The 18867-nt window shown below is 28.6% G+C and carries 18 protein-coding genes; 7 read left to right on the top strand and 11 right to left on the bottom strand.

What is annotated here, in order from left to right:
- Positions 1 to 35 precede the first annotated feature (35 nt).
- From ABDX67_RS03845 to ABDX67_RS03895, 11 genes are all read right to left on the bottom strand, one after another.
- Positions 36 to 353: a hypothetical protein gene (locus tag ABDX67_RS03845; RefSeq protein WP_347173634.1), complete on the bottom strand. Its 318-nt coding sequence runs from the start codon at positions 351 to 353 to the stop codon at positions 36 to 38.
- A gap of 386 nt (positions 354 to 739) precedes the next feature.
- Positions 740 to 1024 (bottom strand): hypothetical protein, encoded by a 285-nt coding sequence (locus ABDX67_RS03850; protein ID WP_347173635.1) that lies wholly within the window; start codon positions 1022 to 1024, stop codon positions 740 to 742.
- Positions 1025 to 1180: 156 nt separating this feature from the next.
- A complete protein-coding gene (locus ABDX67_RS03855; protein WP_347173636.1) occupies positions 1181 to 2221 on the bottom strand; it encodes a hypothetical protein in 1041 nt (346 codons plus the stop codon).
- Positions 2222 to 2607: 386 nt separating this feature from the next.
- On the bottom strand, positions 2608 to 2895 hold the full coding sequence (locus ABDX67_RS03860; RefSeq protein ID WP_347173637.1) for a helix-turn-helix domain-containing protein: 288 nt from the start codon (positions 2893 to 2895) through the stop codon (positions 2608 to 2610).
- A gap of 75 nt (positions 2896 to 2970) precedes the next feature.
- Positions 2971 to 3978, bottom strand: a complete 1008-nt coding sequence (locus ABDX67_RS03865) for a hypothetical protein (RefSeq protein ID WP_347173638.1) — start codon at positions 3976 to 3978, stop codon at positions 2971 to 2973.
- 13 nt (positions 3979 to 3991) lie between these two features.
- Positions 3992 to 4363: a hypothetical protein gene (locus tag ABDX67_RS03870; RefSeq protein ID WP_347173639.1), complete on the bottom strand. Its 372-nt coding sequence runs from the start codon at positions 4361 to 4363 to the stop codon at positions 3992 to 3994.
- Between the two features lie 17 nt (positions 4364 to 4380).
- A complete protein-coding gene (locus tag ABDX67_RS03875; RefSeq protein ID WP_347173640.1) occupies positions 4381 to 5676 on the bottom strand; it encodes a site-specific integrase in 1296 nt (431 codons plus the stop codon).
- A gap of 254 nt (positions 5677 to 5930) precedes the next feature.
- Positions 5931 to 6248 (bottom strand): potassium channel family protein, encoded by a 318-nt coding sequence (locus ABDX67_RS03880; protein ID WP_347173641.1) that lies wholly within the window; start codon positions 6246 to 6248, stop codon positions 5931 to 5933.
- 74 nt (positions 6249 to 6322) lie between these two features.
- A complete protein-coding gene (locus tag ABDX67_RS03885; RefSeq protein ID WP_347173642.1) occupies positions 6323 to 7465 on the bottom strand; it encodes an efflux RND transporter periplasmic adaptor subunit in 1143 nt (380 codons plus the stop codon).
- A 10-nt stretch (positions 7466 to 7475) separates the two neighbouring features.
- Positions 7476 to 11813, bottom strand: coding sequence for a CusA/CzcA family heavy metal efflux RND transporter (locus ABDX67_RS03890; RefSeq protein ID WP_347173643.1), 4338 nt, complete (start codon positions 11811 to 11813; stop codon positions 7476 to 7478).
- Positions 11814 to 11892: 79 nt separating this feature from the next.
- The gene (locus ABDX67_RS03895; RefSeq protein ID WP_347173644.1) at positions 11893 to 12288 is read right to left on the bottom strand and encodes a hypothetical protein; all 396 of its coding nucleotides are present in this window, start codon (positions 12286 to 12288) and stop codon (positions 11893 to 11895) included.
- A gap of 218 nt (positions 12289 to 12506) precedes the next feature.
- Here ABDX67_RS03895 and ABDX67_RS03900 point away from each other — a divergent pair, with 218 nt between their 5' ends.
- The 7 genes from ABDX67_RS03900 (at position 12507) to ABDX67_RS03930 (ending at position 18866) form a co-directional block, all read left to right on the top strand.
- Entirely contained in the window at positions 12507 to 13334 is an 828-nt protein-coding gene (locus ABDX67_RS03900) for a prephenate dehydratase (RefSeq protein WP_347173645.1), read from the top strand.
- Positions 13331 to 14476: a pyridoxal phosphate-dependent aminotransferase gene (locus ABDX67_RS03905; protein WP_347173646.1), complete on the top strand. Its 1146-nt coding sequence runs from the start codon at positions 13331 to 13333 to the stop codon at positions 14474 to 14476. Before ABDX67_RS03900 ends, ABDX67_RS03905 begins: the two co-directional genes overlap by 4 nt.
- Positions 14477 to 14571: 95 nt before the next feature.
- On the top strand, positions 14572 to 15420 hold the full coding sequence (locus tag ABDX67_RS03910; RefSeq protein ID WP_347173647.1) for a prephenate dehydrogenase: 849 nt from the start codon (positions 14572 to 14574) through the stop codon (positions 15418 to 15420).
- 19 nt (positions 15421 to 15439) lie between these two features.
- A complete protein-coding gene (locus ABDX67_RS03915) occupies positions 15440 to 16522 on the top strand; it encodes a chorismate mutase (protein ID WP_347173648.1) in 1083 nt (360 codons plus the stop codon).
- Positions 16523 to 16618: 96 nt separating this feature from the next.
- Positions 16619 to 17572: a ribosome small subunit-dependent GTPase A gene (rsgA, locus tag ABDX67_RS03920; protein ID WP_347173649.1), complete on the top strand. Its 954-nt coding sequence runs from the start codon at positions 16619 to 16621 to the stop codon at positions 17570 to 17572.
- An 87-nt stretch (positions 17573 to 17659) separates the two neighbouring features.
- On the top strand, positions 17660 to 18112 hold the full coding sequence (gene dtd, locus ABDX67_RS03925; protein WP_347173650.1) for a D-aminoacyl-tRNA deacylase: 453 nt from the start codon (positions 17660 to 17662) through the stop codon (positions 18110 to 18112).
- Between the two features lie 121 nt (positions 18113 to 18233).
- Positions 18234 to 18866 (top strand): YceI family protein, encoded by a 633-nt coding sequence (locus ABDX67_RS03930; RefSeq protein ID WP_347173651.1) that lies wholly within the window; start codon positions 18234 to 18236, stop codon positions 18864 to 18866.
- Position 18867 lies beyond the last annotated feature (1 nt).

The following is an 18867-nucleotide window of genomic DNA, read 5'->3' on the forward strand; positions in this document are numbered from 1 at the left end:
CTTTCTTCTTTGGTTAATTTAATTTCTTCTAAACTTTACTCTTTTTTTGAATAATTAAGAGCATTGTAAACTCTAATTTCATCTCCTTTAATAACAAAAATTACAGGTGAATTATCAAAAGACCAAACTTGTTTATGAATCTCTTTTTCTCTAACCTTATTCTTTTCATCTGTTAAATCAAAAAATAATATTAATGGCTGTTTATTGAAAACATAATAAGCATCAGGCTCAATAATTTCAATTTTTTTTTGAACTTCTGAAATAAAACCATCATAATTCTTTCCGTTTTCTTTAAAGAAAACAGCATCTAATAAATTTAGTTGCTTTAAAAAGTTTTTTAATGGTGTATTCATCTATACTGGCAAATTTAATCTTTTAATTTTGAAGTTGAAATCTTATTTTCATTGAAATTACTTTACCAACAATATTGTTGCAATATTGTTGCAATATTGTTGCAAAGTTGTTGCAAAGTTGTTGCAGTAGTATTTTTAGGCACTTAAACTTCAATGTTTACTGGCTATTTGTGATGTATCTGTAACTGCAACAAAGGTATTTATGTTTTGTTGCTAACTTGTTGCAAAGTTGTTGGTATTCTAGTTTAATTATTTTTTGTATTTTTGTTTTGGAGTTTAGTATCTCCGTTTGCAGATTTATCCTTTTTGGAACTAGCTAAAGATACTGAACTCTTTTTTTTAATATTACCGCAATAAATAATAAATGTTTATTACGGTAATATAAATTAAAAAGGTAAATCATCTGATTCTTCTTGAGTAATTTGCCTTGTTGAATCTCCCCAAATTTTACCATTTCCTAAAAATATTCTTTGAACCTTTTGTCCATTCTCTTTTTCCTTTAATTGATTTTCGGTCAATGGAAGTGATACTGAAAAATGATTTCCGAATTGATCTGGCTCATCGTGGTCATAAGTTGTTAGATTCAAATACATTTTACCATTTGAATGTTTTAAAATTCTGTCTTTAGGTAAATCTGAAAGACAAATCGATAGTGTTCTGCTTTTACTCATAATTGAAATATTTATAATTAAATTAATACTTACAGAATTATACATATATGTATAATTTTATCTGTTTTTTTTTACTCATTTTTTTTATTTGTCATTATACATATATGTATATGGAATCCCGAACATCATTGTTCGGGATTTTGCATTTTTGAAATCTTACAAATCGAGCCTTAAAACTCTCAACATTTGCATACTCTCTTTATTTGCAATTAATCGATGTTTATCGTCTACATTTTCTAATAGATTTATCAATTTTTTTTTCATTCTTGATTTTTCTTGAGGTATGTCAAAAATATTTAAGGATGTATAAATATTTGTTTTGTCAGAACCTCTTGAAATCAATCTATTTATCATTTCTAAAAGCAATCTATCAGTTGGAGATATCTCTTTATATTCTCTAATGATGTTTTTAGCCATTGTATATGCTTTTATACCATTAAAAAAGAAACGCTCTAATGTTTTATGTTGAATTTTAAGGAAATCATCTAAAGATTGATATTTAAGGCTTAAATAGCTTTTATGTTTGGCGTTTTTAATGGTGTATTCGAAACGTCCAAGATTTTGATAATTTATATTTTTGAGATAAGTTTTTGCAAATTCTTCTGATTTTGTTTCTAATTCTGTTGTTTTATGATAAATTTTACAATAAGGTTTTGAAGGTGTTGCTTTTGCTCTATCATTAAACTGTAAACCTGTATTATCTTTTCTTCCAAAAGGTTTGCCAACATATTTGCAACAATGTGGCAACACGCTTTCAAATATTTTTTGATTTGTTTCCTGCATACCTTTTCTAGTAATGTTATAATCATAGCAGATGTCGATATCTGATATTAAACCATTTAAAAATGCTGAATAGTCTAAATAAACTATATTGAAACCCATTAAATAATTGTAAACTGCTTTAATATTTTTTCTGTTAATTCCTTCAAAATATTTCTTTTTAAGTTGTTTAGCATTTATTTGAAACATTACATACTCACTGCCACCATCTGCATCCATAGAGTGTATAATTCCAATTCTTGATGTAATACCATTTTCAATTTTAACTTTATGATTATCTAAATTACTATCCTCGTCAATTTCTCCAGTTTCATATAATTTTTGATATTTTGTTGCAAATTTAGAATCGACAAATTCAACATATAATCGAGGAACTCGCAACTTGAAACTATCTATTTTAATTTTTTCTAAATTCAATTTATTTTTAGTATTTTTGTCATGTTGGCTATGCTGAAGAGCAACCAACAACCTTTTGAAAAAAAGATTAAAAAGAGTTTCTAAAAAGAGGCTCTTTTTTTATTTGAAAACATTTGTTTTAAATTTGATTCTTTCAGGGCTCTGCCCTAAAACCCGAAGTTTTCCTACCCTTTGAAGTCAAGATTTTATTAATTCAACCTTAAACTGAAAATTAATAATCTTAATAACGAATGTAGTTTTGGGAATTATATTTTTTATTGCAAATAGTTTATTTGAAGTAATAGTGTATTGTTTGATTTTACTATCTTGCACTTGATTTTTAACCGAATCAGAATTAAATTGGGTGCTACTTGTAGTGCCCTTTTCTTTTTTTGATTTATCCATAACTAATTTTCAATTTTAGTTAGTGCGTTTTCTACTTCAGTACGCTTAAATCTTTTTTTGTTGCCAATTCGATAGGCTGTAAGAATACCTTTTTTAGTCCAAGCATCAACAGAAACGAGAGAAATTGAAAGAATTTCTCCTACTTCTTTTCTGCTGATCCAAACGGTAGGTTTTTTAGGTTGAAAATTTTCTTTAAATGAGTTTAGCTTTTGTTCAACTCCAGATAAAAATGATTGTAGTAGATCCTCCTGGTTAATATGGTGGACTTGTGTGATTTTTTGATGTTCCATATTTTTTTTATTTAATATGGAACAATGATATTTATATTTTTATTTTTTGTTAGTTCATTGAGTATTCATCTTTCTTCACTCGTTTTTATGTTTGTTTAAAAAATCGTCAACATAGTCATTAAAATCGTCTGTTAGAGTGTTTTTATTTCCAATTTTAAAACCTTTTTTAATTTCTATATTTGCTCTATATTTTTTATTTAGGAATTCCGCAAAATCTGAATTTAAAACCCTTTTTTTTATTATCTGATATTTTAAGGAGTTTTTTATATTAAAAAAATTAGCACAAACATTTTTAAAACCAGTTAGTGCATTATTGTCAATATCAATTACATTTTCTCTGACAAGTAGCGAATGAAACATTGATTCGTAAACTTGAGAGACCCAAATTTTAGATAGGTAGTTATCGTTGTTATCTTTTTTTTGATTAGTCGAAGATTCCTTGTCGATTTTGATATTTATTTCTTCTAATCTTTTTATAAGTCTTTGATTAAAGTCAATTTCATAATATTCCTTGAATAGATCGTGTTCAAAGTAATTCATTTCGTAACCATGAGTTAAAAAATCAATAGCTATTTCTTGATCGAAATCTTGACTAATGCCCTTTTTTATTGTCTTTCTTGAGGAATCACTAATTAAATTAATTTGCTTTTCTTGATTAAATAAATGTTCTGCAAGGTCTGTTTTTGCTATTTTTTTAGCACTTTTTTTAAGGTGTTTTTCTACAATTTCTTTTTTTCTTTCTTGATTGTGTGCCAACTTTATTAACAGTCTAATATTTTTCATTTTGTTTTCGACAAAATCATCAATATATAATGTTTTTTCCCTTAAGAAGCTGTTATAAATTTCATCAATTAACACAGGATTGAGTTGGTATGTGTTTGTAATGATTGGTTTCCTAGCTTCCTCTTTTTGTTTTTCTGTCTCTTTCTTAGATAGAAATTGAGTTAAATTTTCATCGAATTCAATATAGGTTTCAAAAGAAAAGGGGGTGTAAACCTTAGTGTTAATGAATAATTTCTCTAGGTTCATACAGTTCTCAAGATCTTCTTTTGTGAAAAAATAAGCAAAAGATTTTTTTTTCATTTTTTCATTCTTTTTAATTAAGCATACTTTTAAGCCTAGCATTGGTTTCTTTCAATTCCCTTATCTTCGCTAATGCTTCATCATATTTTTTCTTATAGTCAACTTCTTTGATGTTTTCACTAACTTCTTTTATTAATGTGTTGGATCGTTTTTTATCCCAGTATAAATCATGCTCTTTTTCAATAGGTTTTAAGTTGGTTAAAATTTCTCTTAACGAAGTGTAAGTGTCAGAAATTGAAGCAACAACTTTATCTTCTCTATAAAGGTTATCATAGGTAAGCCAGTAAATCATTAATTCATGTAAATTATCTAAATGCTTTTCAATTGAATTATCAAGAAGAAATATAGGCTCAATTAATTTTTTTGGTATTGTGTTTTTTTCCATTTTTATATTATTTATAATTAAACAATTTCTAATTTAGATTTTGGTTGAAAAAAAGGGTTTTCTGCTATTTTTATAGCTCTTTCATCATCGGTTATTTTAATGTAATTTAAGAATGTTTTTTCTGAAGAATGCCCACTTATAGCCATAATATCTATTGTTGACATGCCTGCAATATATGCATTTGTACAAAAACTCCTTCTTGCTGTGTGATTTTTAATTAAATCATATTTTGATATTATTTTGGTAACTTTTTTACCTCCTTTTATGCTGTTGATAGTTATTTTTTCAGAAATTTTTGCTTTTTCCCCTATTTCACTTAAAGCATCATTTATTTTTTGCGAATGCATTTTTTTAGGAGGATGCCCATTGTTTTTTTCTAATATTTTTTCAACCTCTGGATGTAAAGGAATAGGTAAGTACTTTCCGGTTTTTTTAATTGTTAATTTAAAAATTCGTTGGTTTTTGTATGTAGAAATATTATCTTTTGTTAAACCATTAAAATCTGAAACTCTTAAACCAGTAAATGCACCAATTATAAATAAATCTCTTGCATTGTCTAAAATTGGTTCGTCTTTTAGGTCTAATTCTATTATTTGGTTAAGTTCTTTTAAGTTTAAATAAATTTGTTCTGATTTTGCAGTAGGCTTTACAAAGTGTTTGTTTTTAAAACTTAAATTAGTATTACAACCTTGTTCTGTTGCTCCGTTCATAAAAACTTTTAATACTTTTATGAATTTACCTATTGTGTTTACCGAAAAATCTAATTTTTCTAAATAGGTAACAAAAGCGTAATAGAATTCTAAATTTATGGTGTCAAAAGTAATTTCAAATTTTTTCTTTTTCTCAAAAGACTTAATTAGATCAAGAACTCTTTCGTAATCTTGTATAGTTCTTTCAGATATTTTTGCTCCAGTTTTTTCAATGATCCTATTTTTTGATTGTTCAATGAATTTTTGGGTAAATGTATAGAATGTTAATTTTTCTTCTACTTTAATTATTTTTTTACCAAAGAAAATATCTATATCATCTTTTAACAAATTTGCAATATTTTTGTTGCTGTATGTTTTATAGTCATTGATTTTCTCAAAAACGAAAGCATCAAATTCAGAAAGTTTATTATTGATGCTATCCTTTATTGTTGATGCAGCCGCAACACTTCTAACTTTTTGATTTGTTTCGTCCCAAAATTCAGGTAACAATTTAGATTTTGTAGCACCTCTTAACCTATCTGATGCAGATAAATGAATATCATAATAAATAGTTACAGGTTTTGTTGCTTTTTTATTTCGCAATAGAAATTTGACAGATGCCATAAGAAATGATTTTTAACCATTTCAAAGATATGAAATTATTTTTTTGTGTCGGTATTTGTGTCGGTATTTTCTTTGTTAAACTTTTTCTAACTTTCTTTATTTTACACTTAATGTCAATTAAATAAAGGCTTTTAGGCGTTTTTGCATAAAATTAGAATAGTTTGAAATAAATATAATGTAGTCCCGTCCAGACCGCTAAAAGCTTCTCAATTTTTTGAGAAGCTTTTTTTGTTTGTTGAAAACCTATAAACACGTTATTTCTTTTTTTTCTCTTTCTTTTTAGTTTTATCATAATGATTATAAACGGTATTGATAAAACTTAAAATAATTCCAATACCAATAACAATATAAAAAATAGTAAATAATTTACCTTCTGGTGTTGATGGAGTAAAATCACCAAAACCAATTGTGGTTAACGTTATTACAGAAAAGTAAACAGAATCTATCCAGCTCCAACCTTCAAGATAATGATATATTGTGCTGCCAAAAGCAATAATAATTATGGTTGTTAATAATAAATCTCGATATTGTTTGTCTTGAAAATATGCAAAAATGGTTTTAAAAAAGATCATAAAAGATTGATTAAAAATTCAAATATAATTATTTAGAAACAAAATAATCATTGATTTTTCTATTTAAAAATTAGTTATTCGCCTAATAAATTATAAGTTCCTTTTGTTAAAAATTGTGTATTGCTTGAAAAAGATTTTGCGTTTTCAATAATTTTATAACCATCATAACCATCTTTTAGTATTACTTCTTTTTGTTTAAAGTAATACGTATCATCTTTTATTTTATCTAATACAAGAACGTAAGAAACTTCATCAACCAAAACTATAGCTTCACTTGGTAACGCTTTTTCTAAAGATGTATCTGTTATGATCTCTGCATTTACAAACATTCCTGTTAAAAAATTAGCTTTAGACTCGTCTTCTAAATGCGCATGAACTTTAATAGTTCTATTTTCTTCGATCGCAGTTCCAATTAAATGAACTTCTGCTTTATAAATACTAGAAGAAGCTTCAGGGATTTTAAAATTTATTTTTTGCTCTTTTTTTATTTTTAAAATATCTTTTTCAAAAACAGAAAGCTCAAGATGAATATGGTTATTATCAATAATTTCCATAATAATTGTAGCAGGAGAAACATAAGATCCTCTATTTACAAAAACCTTAGTTATGCTTCCAGAAATTGGCGCAAAAATAGTTACTTTAGAAGTAAAATTTCCGTTTACTACATTTTTTGGAGAAATATGTAACATGGTTAATTGTTTTTCTAAACCATTGTACTTTGCTAATGCAGTTTTATAATCGCTTTCTGATTTTAAATAACTTTTTTGTGACGTAATTTTTTCTGCATACATTGTTTTTTGCCTGTTGTAATCAGATTTTAAATACGAAAGTTGTCCATGAATTTCCATATAATTTTGTTGCAACTTAATAAATTCAGGATTTTCTAAAGTAACTAAAACCTGACCTTTGGTAACTTTATCACCGATTAACAAAGGTGTAGTTTTAATATATCCGCCCATTGTTGCATTAACAATTGCCTTTCCTTCTGGCGGAACATCTATCATTCCGTTAACATTTACAATAGTTGGAAAAGATTTTTCTTCTAGTTTTCCTAAAGTCATTTTGGTGTTTTCAAATTGAACTTTTGTAACTTCAATTAGATTTTTTGTAGTGTTTTCTTCTATTGATTCTTTTGGTGTTGCTTTTTCTGAATCAGCACAACTAAATAGAGAAATAATAATACTTAGACTTATAATTTTATATGATATACGTTTCATAACGATGTGTTTAAAGTGTTAAATAATTGATAGCAATTACGGTTTGGTTGTACTCATTTAGCTTGTCTAGATAATCCAATTGAATTTCATAAACACTTTCTAAACTTTGTATGTATTGGTAGAAATTTATTTCTCCGTTTTTAAAACTTCCGTTTGCAGTTTTTAAAATCTCTTCAGAAAGTAGTTTGCCATTTTTCTCATAATAAGCAACAGTTTTTTCTAGTTGTTTTAATTTTAATTTTAGAGAATTATATTTAGAATTTAATAAAATTGAATACTCTTTAGATTCTGATTCGGCAACTTCTTTAGCAATTTTTGCTGCTTTAATTTTTGCTGATTTTCCTCCAAATAAAATCGGAATTTTTAATCCAATTTGATACCCATTTAAATTGCCGTTTAAAGCCGAATTAGTTCCTTGAAAATAATGAAGACTAATATCTGGCAGCAATTGTTGTTTTTCAAAATTTTGTTGAGCTTCAAATAAAGAAACTCTGTTTTGATAGTATTTAATTTCTGAACTAGTATCAATATTTAAAGAAGCTAGCGAAACTTTTACAGTAATTTCATCAGCAATAATAACAGAATCTTTAGATTGAATAATTTGCATCAAATCTTTATACGCCAAAGAAACATTTTGGTTTGCTTGGCTGTATTTTAAATGAATTTGTTGTTGCTTAGAAGCCGCTGTAATTTTTTCTAAATAATTGGTTTCGCCAAGCTCAAAACGTCTATTTGCAGTTGTTGTAAAATTTTGATATAGACTATCTAATTTTTTAAATAATAACTGTTTTTTTCTGCTAATTTGATATTGATAATAACTTGCAGTTAATTTTCTTTCCAATCCTTTTTTCTGAATTTCATAATCGCTCGAATTCATATTAAAACGAGCTTTAAGAACTTTCTTTTCTGAAAAATATGCAGTTGGAAAACGAAAGTCTTGTTGAATTCCAAAAACTTTTAAAGGTAAATTATTAGGTGCTAAATTGTTTTCATTAAAATCGTAATACACGTGTGTTTTATCAAACAACAAAGCGCTATTTATTAAAGCATCAGCTTCTAAAACTTTTAATTTGTAAGCTTTTAAATTAGCATTATTATGTATTGCAACTGGAATTAAATCAGCAAGATTCATTTCCTTTTTTTCTTGACTAAAAACACTTAAAGAAGAAATTATGAAGAGAACACTCAATACACCTTTAGAAGATAATTTTATTTTCTTTTTCTTCTCTTCTTTTGGTTGATTAAAAAGAGCATAAAGCACCGGAAGCACAATTAAAGTTAATAAAGTTGCCGTTACCAAACCGCCAATAACTACAGTTGCTAAAGGTCTTTGAACTTCTGCGCCTGCGTTGGTAGAAATTGCCATTGGTAAAAATCCTAATGCAGCAGCAGATGCTGTTAATAAAACAGCTCTTAAACGATCTTTTGTGCCTTGTTTTATTAATTCTTCCATGCTTTCAAAACCTTTACTTTTTAATTCTTTAAAATGTTCTATTAATACAATTCCGTTTAAAACGGCAATTCCAAATAATGCAACAAAACCAACTCCGGCAGAAATGCTAAAAGGCAAATCTCTAAACCATAATAATAAAACTCCACCAACAGCCGCAAGCGGAATTGCAGAGTAAATCATTAATGCTTCTTTTATAGAATTAAAAGCAAAATACAATAAGATAAAAATTAAAATTAGTGCAACCGGAACTGCAATTAACAATCTAGATTTTGCACTTTGTAGATTTTCAAATTGTCCGCCATAAGTTATCGAATACCCAGTTGGAAGCTTAACATTATCATTAATTAGTTTTTGAACATCATCAACTACAGATTGTAAATCTCTATTTCTAACATTTACACCAACCACAATTCTCCTTCTTGTATTGTCTCTAGAAATTTTTGCTGCACCTTTTTTATAGCTAATTGTTGCTAATTCGCTTAATGGAATTTTTTCTCCATTGGGAACATCTATATATAAATTTTTAAGATTATCAATATCTAGTCGTTTATCTTTTTCTAATCTTAAAACTAAATCAAAACGTTTTTCTCCTTCAAAAACACTTCCTGCAGTTTTACCAGCAAATCCCATAGATATCATATCGTTTAAATCTTCAATATTTAAACCATAACGAGCAATTTTAGCACGATTATATTGAACACTCATTTCAGGTAATCCTGCAATTTTTTCTAATGAAATATCTGCAGCTCCCGGAACATTTTTAATCAACTCACTAATTTCACTTCCTTTTTTAGCAAGTACATCTAAGTTGTCTCCAAAAATTTTAATTGCGATGTCTGCTCTTACTCCAGTAATTAATTCATTAAAACGCATTTCTATCGGTTGTGTAAATTCTACTTCCATACCTGGAATTATTGATAGCGCTTCTTTGAATTTATCAGCTAATTCATCTTTAGAATTTGCAGAAGTCCATTCTTTTTTAGGTTTCAGAATAATAATTACATCACTTTCTTCCATAGACATCGGATCTGTAGGAACTTCCGCAGCACCAATTCTTGTAACTACTTGCTTTACTTCAGGAAAATTATCTAATAATATTTTTTCAATTTCTGTTGTTATTTTTACCGTGTTTGTAAGTGAAGTTCCTGTTTTTAAAACGGGCTGAATAACAAAATCACCTTCGTCTAACGTAGGAACAAATTCGCCACCCATTGTACTAAATAAATACACAGAAAAAGTTAAAAGAGTAATTGCAATTGTAAGTACTAGTTTTTTACTTTTTAATGCCCAAACAATAATTGGTTCGTATTTTTTATTTAACCATTTCATTAATCGAACAGAAATGTTTTTATCCGTTGTGTCCGATGGCTTTAAAAACATTGAAGCCACAACAGGAACATAGGTAAAACAAAAAAGCATTGCGCCAATTAATGCAAAGCTAAATGTTAACGCCATCGGTTTAAACATTTTTCCTTCAACTCCGCTTAGCGATAATATTGGAATAAAAACAATAAGAATAATTAGCTGACCAAAAATGGCAGAATTCATCATTTTTGATGCTCCTTTAAACGTAATTTCATCTTTAAGAGTTTGTTGTTCTTCTTTGTTTGCCTTATTAATTTCTACATGTTTTTTTGTGATTTGAAAAGCAATATATTCAACAATAATTACTGCTCCGTCTATAATTATTCCGAAATCAATTGCGCCTAAACTCATTAAGTTGGCATCTACACCAAAAATGTACATTAAAGAAAGTGCAAACAATAAACAAAGCGGAATTACAGAAGCTACAACTAATCCAGAGCGAAAATTTCCTAATAATAAAACCACCACAAAAATTACAATTAAACAACCTAAAATTAAGTTTTCTGTTACTGTGTAAGTTGTTTTAGCAATTAAATCGCTTCGATCTAAAAAAGCATTTATATAAACTCCTTCTGGTAATGATTTTGAAATAATTGCAACTCTTTCTTTAACAGCATCAATTACTTTTTTAGAGTTTGCATCTTTTAACATCATTACTTGACCAAGTACTTTTTCTCCTTCGCCATTTCCAGTAATTGCGCCAAAACGAGTAGCACTTCCAAAGCCTACATTTGCAACATCTTTTACAAGAATCGGAACATTATCTACACTTTTTACAACAATGTTTTCTATATCATCTAAAGAAGAAATGAGTCCTTCTCCTCTAATAAAAAATGCTTGATTTACTTTTTCAATATATCCGCCTCCAGAAATACTATTATTTTTTTCTAATGCAGTAAATACTTCACTAGCTGTAATGTTCATTGCATTTAGCTTTTCGGTATTAATTGCAACTTCATACTGTTTAAGAAAACCTCCCCAAGTATTAACTTCAACAACTCCAGGTATTCCAGAAAGTTGTCTTTTTACAATCCAATCTTGAATAGTACGTAAATTTTGCGGCGAATATTTGTGTTTAAACTCTGGCTTTACATCTAGAATATATTGATAAATTTCTCCTAAACCTGTAGTTATTGGTCCCATTTCTGGAGTTCCAAAACCTTCAGGAATTTTTTCTGAAGCAGATTTAATTTTTTCAGCAATAAGTTGTCTTGGTAAATAAGTGCCCATATCGTCTTCAAAAACAATAGTAACCACAGAAAGTCCAAATTTAGAAACAGATCTAATTTCTTTTACACCAGGTAAATTTGCCATTTCTAACTCAACAGGATATGTAATAAACTGTTCCATATCTTGAGTAGAAAGATTTCTAGATGTAGTTATAACTTGTACCTGATTGTTTGTAACATCTGGTACGGCTCCAATAGGAATTTGAGCTAATGAGTATAACCCAAAACCAATAATAAAGGTTGTAAATAATAGAACAATAAACTTGTTCTTTATACTAAAATTTATAATTCGTGATAGCATTCTTTCATAAAATAATCAATATTAATATTTTCCAAAGTCATAAAAATGATTTGGAACGTACTTTAATAACTAAAACTATTTATGAAAAGCGTGGTGGTTGTAGTATTTTTTCTGAATGTGAAGTAGAAAAAGTATCTTGGTAATAAAAATTTGAAGGAGAATAATCTACAAACTCTAAAGTATTAATCTCTAACTGATTTGTATCTAAAGTAAATACCGTTATTGTAGTCGGAGATTGTTCTTGAAAAGGTAATTTTTTGTGCTCGTTTTTTTCATCTTGATGTTTTTCATCGTGATCTTCTTTAAGTTCGCCGTAATGTTTAGAAATAAAAACAAACACATTATCTCCATGTTGTTCATTATGAAAAATGGCATGCTCAATAAATTCGTCTATTTGAGCAATGTCATTAAAGTTTAATCCTAAACTTTGTAAGAGGATTATTAATGATAACGATATAGAAAATAATTTATTCACCACTGTAAATATAATAATTATAATATTATTTGTTTATTAAAATTTAATTTTTAGATTTGTCACGTACAACAAAAACTACAATGAAGTTACAAAACGTTTGGCAAGGTTTCTATTTTTACTTTTATTTTTTTTATAAGAGTTGAGACTTTGTACCATATTGTTAACACAAATAATATATTATAAAGTCTCGAAATTCGAGACTTTTTTTTATGCTTAAAATGAAAGAAATAATCGCCATACAAGGAGCCGAAGGTTCAAATCACCATAAAATAGCTAGAGATTTCTACGGAGAAACCATCAAGTTAAAAGAATGTTTGTCTTTCGATGCTTTGGTTGATAGCTTGCTAGACGCAACGGCTGATAAAGGAATTATGGCAATAGAAAATACAATTGCAGGTTCAATCATCCCTAATTATGCTTTAATTGATGCCAATAATTTACATATTTGTGGCGAGCAATATTTAAACATTCATCATCATTTAATGGCGTTATCTGGTCAAAAAATTGAAGATATTAAAGAAGTATGTTCACATCCAATGGCACTATTACAGTGTAAGAAGTTTTTTAAAAAATATCCGCATATAAAATTAGTAGAAGATGTTGATACTGCAGAAGTTGCTAAGAGAATTTCAAAAAATCAATTAAAAGGAATTGCTGCAATTGCGCCAAAATTAGCCGCTGAAATTTTTGGATTGGAAGTTTTGGAAGATAGTATTCAAACCATGAAAGACAATGCAACTCGATTTGTAATTGTGCAAACTGAAAAACCAAATAACGGAATTGATGAAATAAATAAAGCATCATTAAAATTTCAGTTAGATCATAAAAGGGGAAGCTTGGCAGCAATTTTAAATGTGCTGAGCGATTGTAAAATGAACTTAACTAAAATCCAATCGTTGCCAGTGATAGAAACACCTTGGAAATATTCTTTTTTTGTTGATGTAACTTTTGATGAGTATAAAGATTATGAAAAAGCAATTGCAATTATAGAAATTATGGCTGAAGAATTTAAAGTTTTAGGAGCTTATAAAAACGGAAGAAAATGATTGAAGCAGCGAAAAGATTAAATACTGTTGAAGAGTACTATTTTTCAACAAAACTTAGAGAAGTTAGAGAATTGGCTGTATCTGGAAAACCGATTATTAATATCGGAATTGGAAGTCCAGATTTATTACCACCAACAAAAGTAATCGATGCTATTCAACAAAGCTTTAACGATGCTTCTGCACATAAATATCAGAGTTACCAAGGTTTGCCAGAATTGCGAAGTGCAATTTCAAAATTTTACAAGCATAAATTTAAAGTTACTTTAAATCCAGAAAATGAAGTGTTGCCTTTAATGGGAAGTAAAGAAGGCGTAATGCATATTTCAATGGCTTTTTTAAATGAAGGTGATAAAGTGTTAATTCCAAACCCTGGATATCCAACCTACAGTTCAGTTACAAAATTAGTTGGAGCAACACCTGTTTTTTATAATTTGGATGAAGCGCATCATTGGCAACCGAATTTTGATGAATTAGAACAACAAGATTTATCGAAAGTAAAAATTATGTGGATTAATTATCCGCACATGCCAACAGGAACAAATGCACTAAAAGAAACTTTTGAAAAGTTAATAGCATTCGGTAAAAAACATCAAATTCTCATTGTAAATGACAATCCGTATAGCTTTATTTTAAACGAAAATCCAATTAGTATTTTAGAGGTTGACGGTGCAAAAGACATTGCGTTAGAGTTAAATTCGTTGAGTAAAACTTTTAATATGGCTGGTTGGCGAGTTGGAATGGTTTTGGGAAACTCTAATTATATAAATCAGATTTTAAAAGTAAAAAGCAATATGGATTCTGGTATGTTTTACGGAATTCAAAAAGGTGCCATTGAAGCATTACATTTATCCGATGATTGGTTTAATAATCAAAATATTGAATATAAAGAACGTAGAGATTTAATTTGGGAATTAGCGGATAAGTTGCAATGTACTTATGATAAAAATTCAACAGGATTGTTTGTTTGGGCAAAAATTCCTAAAGGAAAAACATCCGAAGAAATTACCGACAACATTTTATATAATAACGATATTTTTATTGCGCCAGGAACTGTTTTTGGATCAAACGGTGAAGGTTATATTCGATTCTCATTATGTGTGTCAAAAGAAATAATTAAAGAAGCTATTAGTAGGTTTACTTAAAAGTAGGCAGTAAGCAGTTGCAGTTTGCAGCTGGTTTGGTTAAAAATAAATTAACAAATTCCCTTTCCTTTGGAAAGGGTTAGGGATAGGAAAAAATGAATGTATTTGTAATAGGAATCGGATTAATTGGCGGTAGCATGGTGTTGGATATAAAATCTAAATATCCAGAAGCAATTATTTACGGAATTGACAATAACGAAAGTCATTTAGACAAAGCGTTAGAACTTGGTGTAATTGAAGAAAAATCAAATTTTAATGCGCTTGAAAATGCAGATATTGTTGTTGTTTCAATTCCGGTTGATGTACAATTACAGGTAATTCCGAAAGTATTAGATGCAATTAATGAGGATTGTTTATTGATGGATGTTGGTTCTACAAAAGAACAAATTTGTAAAGTGTTAGAAAAGCATCCGAAAAGAAGAAATTACTTAGCAACACATCCAATTGCAGGAACAGAATTTTCTGGTCCAACTGCTGCACATTTAGGATTGTTTCATCAAAAAACAAATATTATTTGCGAAGTAGAAAAAACAGCTTTTAAATTACAAGAAAAAGCGTTGGAAATTTTTGCTAAATTAGGAATGCGTATTCGGTATATGGATCCAAAATCGCACGATAAACACATTGCTTATGTTTCGCATTTATCACATATCAGTGCATTTATGTTAGGAAAAACAGTCATCAATAAAGAGAAAAATGAACGTGATATTTTTGACATGGCTGGTTCTGGATTTGCATCAACAGTTCGTTTGGCAAAAAGTTCGCCAGCAATGTGGGCACCTATATTTGAGCAAAATAAAATAAATGTTATTGAAACATTAGATGAATATATTAACAACCTTCAACAATTTAAAACGTTGATGGAACAAAACGATTTTACCGAAATTTATAACGAAATGGAAAGTACAAATCACATTAAACAAATATTAAACGGCATAAAATAACGCCAAAACAAGTAGAAAAATGGAAAATACAAAAGAATTAAAAACATGGTTGGATGATATGAAGCTTACGCATCCACTAGTAATAGCAGGGCCTTGTAGTGCAGAAACCGAAGAACAGGTTTTAAAAATTGCACATGAGTTAAAAGATTCTGATGTAAATTATTTCCGTGCGGGAATTTGGAAACCAAGAACAAGACCAGGAATGTTTGAAGGTGTTGGAGCAATCGGATTAAAATGGTTGCAAAAAGTAAAAGAAGAAACAGGAATGAAAACCTGTACAGAAGTTGCAAATGCTGCTCATGTAAAATTAGCATTAGAATACGATATAGATTTGTTATGGATTGGTGCACGATCTGCGGTTTCGCCTTTTATTATGCAAGAAATTGCAGATGCATTGCAGGGAACAGACAAAATTGTGTTGGTTAAAAATCCTGTAAATCCAGATTTAGCATTGTGGTTAGGCGGAATTGAAAGATTATATACTGCTGGAATTAAAAATTTAGGAGCAATTCACAGAGGTTTTTCTACATACGAGAAATCAAAATATAGAAATATCCCAGAATGGCAATTAACAATTGAGTTTCAAAACAGATTTCCAGACTTGCCTTTAATTTGTGATCCGTCGCATATTACCGGAAAAAGAGATATGGTTTTTGATGTTTCTCAAACAGCTTTAGATTTAAACTTTGATGGTTTAATGATTGAAACACATACAGATCCAGAAAATGCATGGAGCGATGCAGCACAACAAGTAACTCCAACTGCTTTAATACAAATGATGGAAGATTTAAAAATTAGAAAAATTACCGATAACGAATCTGATTATAGAGAATCTTTGGATAATTTACGTGCTCAAATAAATGTTGTAGATGGTCAACTAATTGAAATGTTAGGAAGAAGAATGAAAGTTGCTGATAAAATAGGAGAACTTAAAAAAGAGAAAAACGTAGCGGTTTTACAATCGAGACGTTGGAACGAAATTTTAGGAAACATGATTTTAGAAGGAGAAAGCAAAGGCTTAAGTGAAGAATTTGTTTTAAAAATGTTTAAAGCAATTCACCAAGAATCTATTAATCATCAAGAAAAGATTATTAAAGGATAATTTTTTAAATAAACTATTTAGCCACAAATTCACGAATAATTAGTGAAACTGTGGCTATTTTTTTTTAATCATTTTTTTATTCTCATCTTTGTAGCAATGACAGGAATAGTGTACAAATCTACAGGAAGTTGGTATCTGATTAAAGCAGAAAATGGATCGTTTTACGAATGTAGAATGAAAGGTAAATTTAGGATTCAAGGAATTAAAAGCACCAATCCGGTTGCTGTTGGCGATGTGGTAGATTTTGAAATAGAAACCAAAAATGATACGGAAACTGGAGTGATTTCTTCAATTCACGAACGTAAAAATTACATCATCCGTAAGTCTGTAAATTTATCGAAACAAACACATATAATTGCGGCGAATTTAGATTTGGTGTTTCTACTAATTACGATTGATAATCCGCCAACTTTTACAACATTTATAGATCGGTTTTTAGTAACTGCAGAAGCGTATTCTGTTAACACTGTTTTAGTTTTTAATAAGATAGATTCTTACGAGCTAGAACAAAGAGCTGAAGTGATGTATCTGAAAGATATTTATGAAAAAATTGGATATACTTGCATAGAAGTATCTGCAACAAAAAACAAAAATGTAGACCTTGTAAAAGAAATGATGACTGATAAAATAAGCATGTTTATTGGTCATTCTGGTGTTGGAAAAACAACATTAGTAAATGCAATTGAACCAACTTTAGATTTAAAAACCAAAGAAATATCAAATCAACATAAGCAAGGACAACACACTACAACATTTGCAGAAATGTTTGATTTAAGTTTTAATGCATCCATTATTGATACACCAGGAATTAAAGGTTTTGGTGTTGTAGATATGGAAAAAGAAGAAGTTGATGATTATTTTCCTGAGTTTTTAGCAGTTAAAAATGATTGTAAATTTAACAATTGTTTACATGTTGAAGAACCAAAATGCGCTGTAAAAGACGCTGTTGAAAACGAAGAAATCTCTTTTTCTCGTTATAAAAGTTATTTGCAAATTATTGCCGGAGAAGAAGAACATTATAGAACCGATTTTTGGGAAAATGAAGATTAACTTCATGTTTTTAAATGAACAAAACTAAAAGACAAAGTAGATTAGCAATAATCTTCCTTTCCTTTGGAAAAGATTAAAGATAAGAATATGAAAGCTGTAATTCAAAGAGTAAAACATGCAAGTGTAACTGTAGATAATATTAAAATTTCTGAAATTAAAAATGGAATTTTATTATTATTAGGAGTTGCAGAAAATGATTCATCTGAAGATATTAATTGGTTATCAAAAAAAATTGCAAATCTTAGAATTTTTAATGATGAAAATGACGTGATGAATAAATCTCTTATAGATATTAAAGGAGAAGCAATTGTTGTAAGTCAGTTTACATTACAAGCAAGTACCAAAAAAGGAAACAGACCAAGTTATTTAAAAGCTGCAAAACCTGAAATTGCAACTCCGCTTTACAAACAATTTGTTCATCAATTTGAAAAAGAAATTGAAAAAAAGGTGCAAACTGGTAAGTTTGGAGCAGAAATGAAAGTAGAATTATTAAACGATGGTCCTGTTACAATCATTATAGATACCGAAAATAAAATTTAGGTTTTTAGCTTTTATTTTTTATGAAAATTTTAAGTAAAAAATAAAATATTTTCCATGGGAAATAAATTTAAAAAACTTATATTTGCACCTCATTAAAAATAACATAATAAAACAACCAAAAATGAAAAAATTATTAATTTTAGCAATTGCGTTTTCTACAGTATTGGTTTCTTGTAAAGAAAATAAAAAAGTAGAGGTAAAAGAAGAAGTTGAGGTAGTTAAAACTATTTCAGATTTAAATAATGTAGATTTAACTACATCAGTATTAAACTGGAAAGGAGCAAAGCCAACAGGAGAGCACAACGGAACAGTTGCGTTAAAAAGCGGTGGAATCTTAATTGAAGACGGTGTAATAACTGCAGGAGAATTTGTAATTGATATGAACTCAATTATAGATTTAGATATGAAAGGTCAAGAAGGAGCTGCAAAATTAGAAGGTCATTTAAAATCTGCAGATTTCTTTGATGTTGCAGAATATCCAACAGCAAAATTTGTAATTACAAAAGTTGAAGAGAACGAAGGTAAATTATCTGTAACTGGAAACTTAAACATTAAAGATGTAACAAAAAGCATTACAATTCCGGCAACACTTTCTGAGGTTGATGGAGTACATGTTTTTAAAAGTGAAGACTTTAATATCAATAGAGCTGATTTTAACGTTAAGTATGGTTCAAAATCTTTCTTTGACAACTTAAAAGATAAGTTTATTAACGATTTAGTAGAAATGTCTTTCGAGGTAAAAACTACAAAATAGT

Source organism: Polaribacter uvawellassae, assembly GCF_039748955.1.
GTDB lineage: Bacteria > Bacteroidota > Bacteroidia > Flavobacteriales > Flavobacteriaceae > Polaribacter > Polaribacter uvawellassae.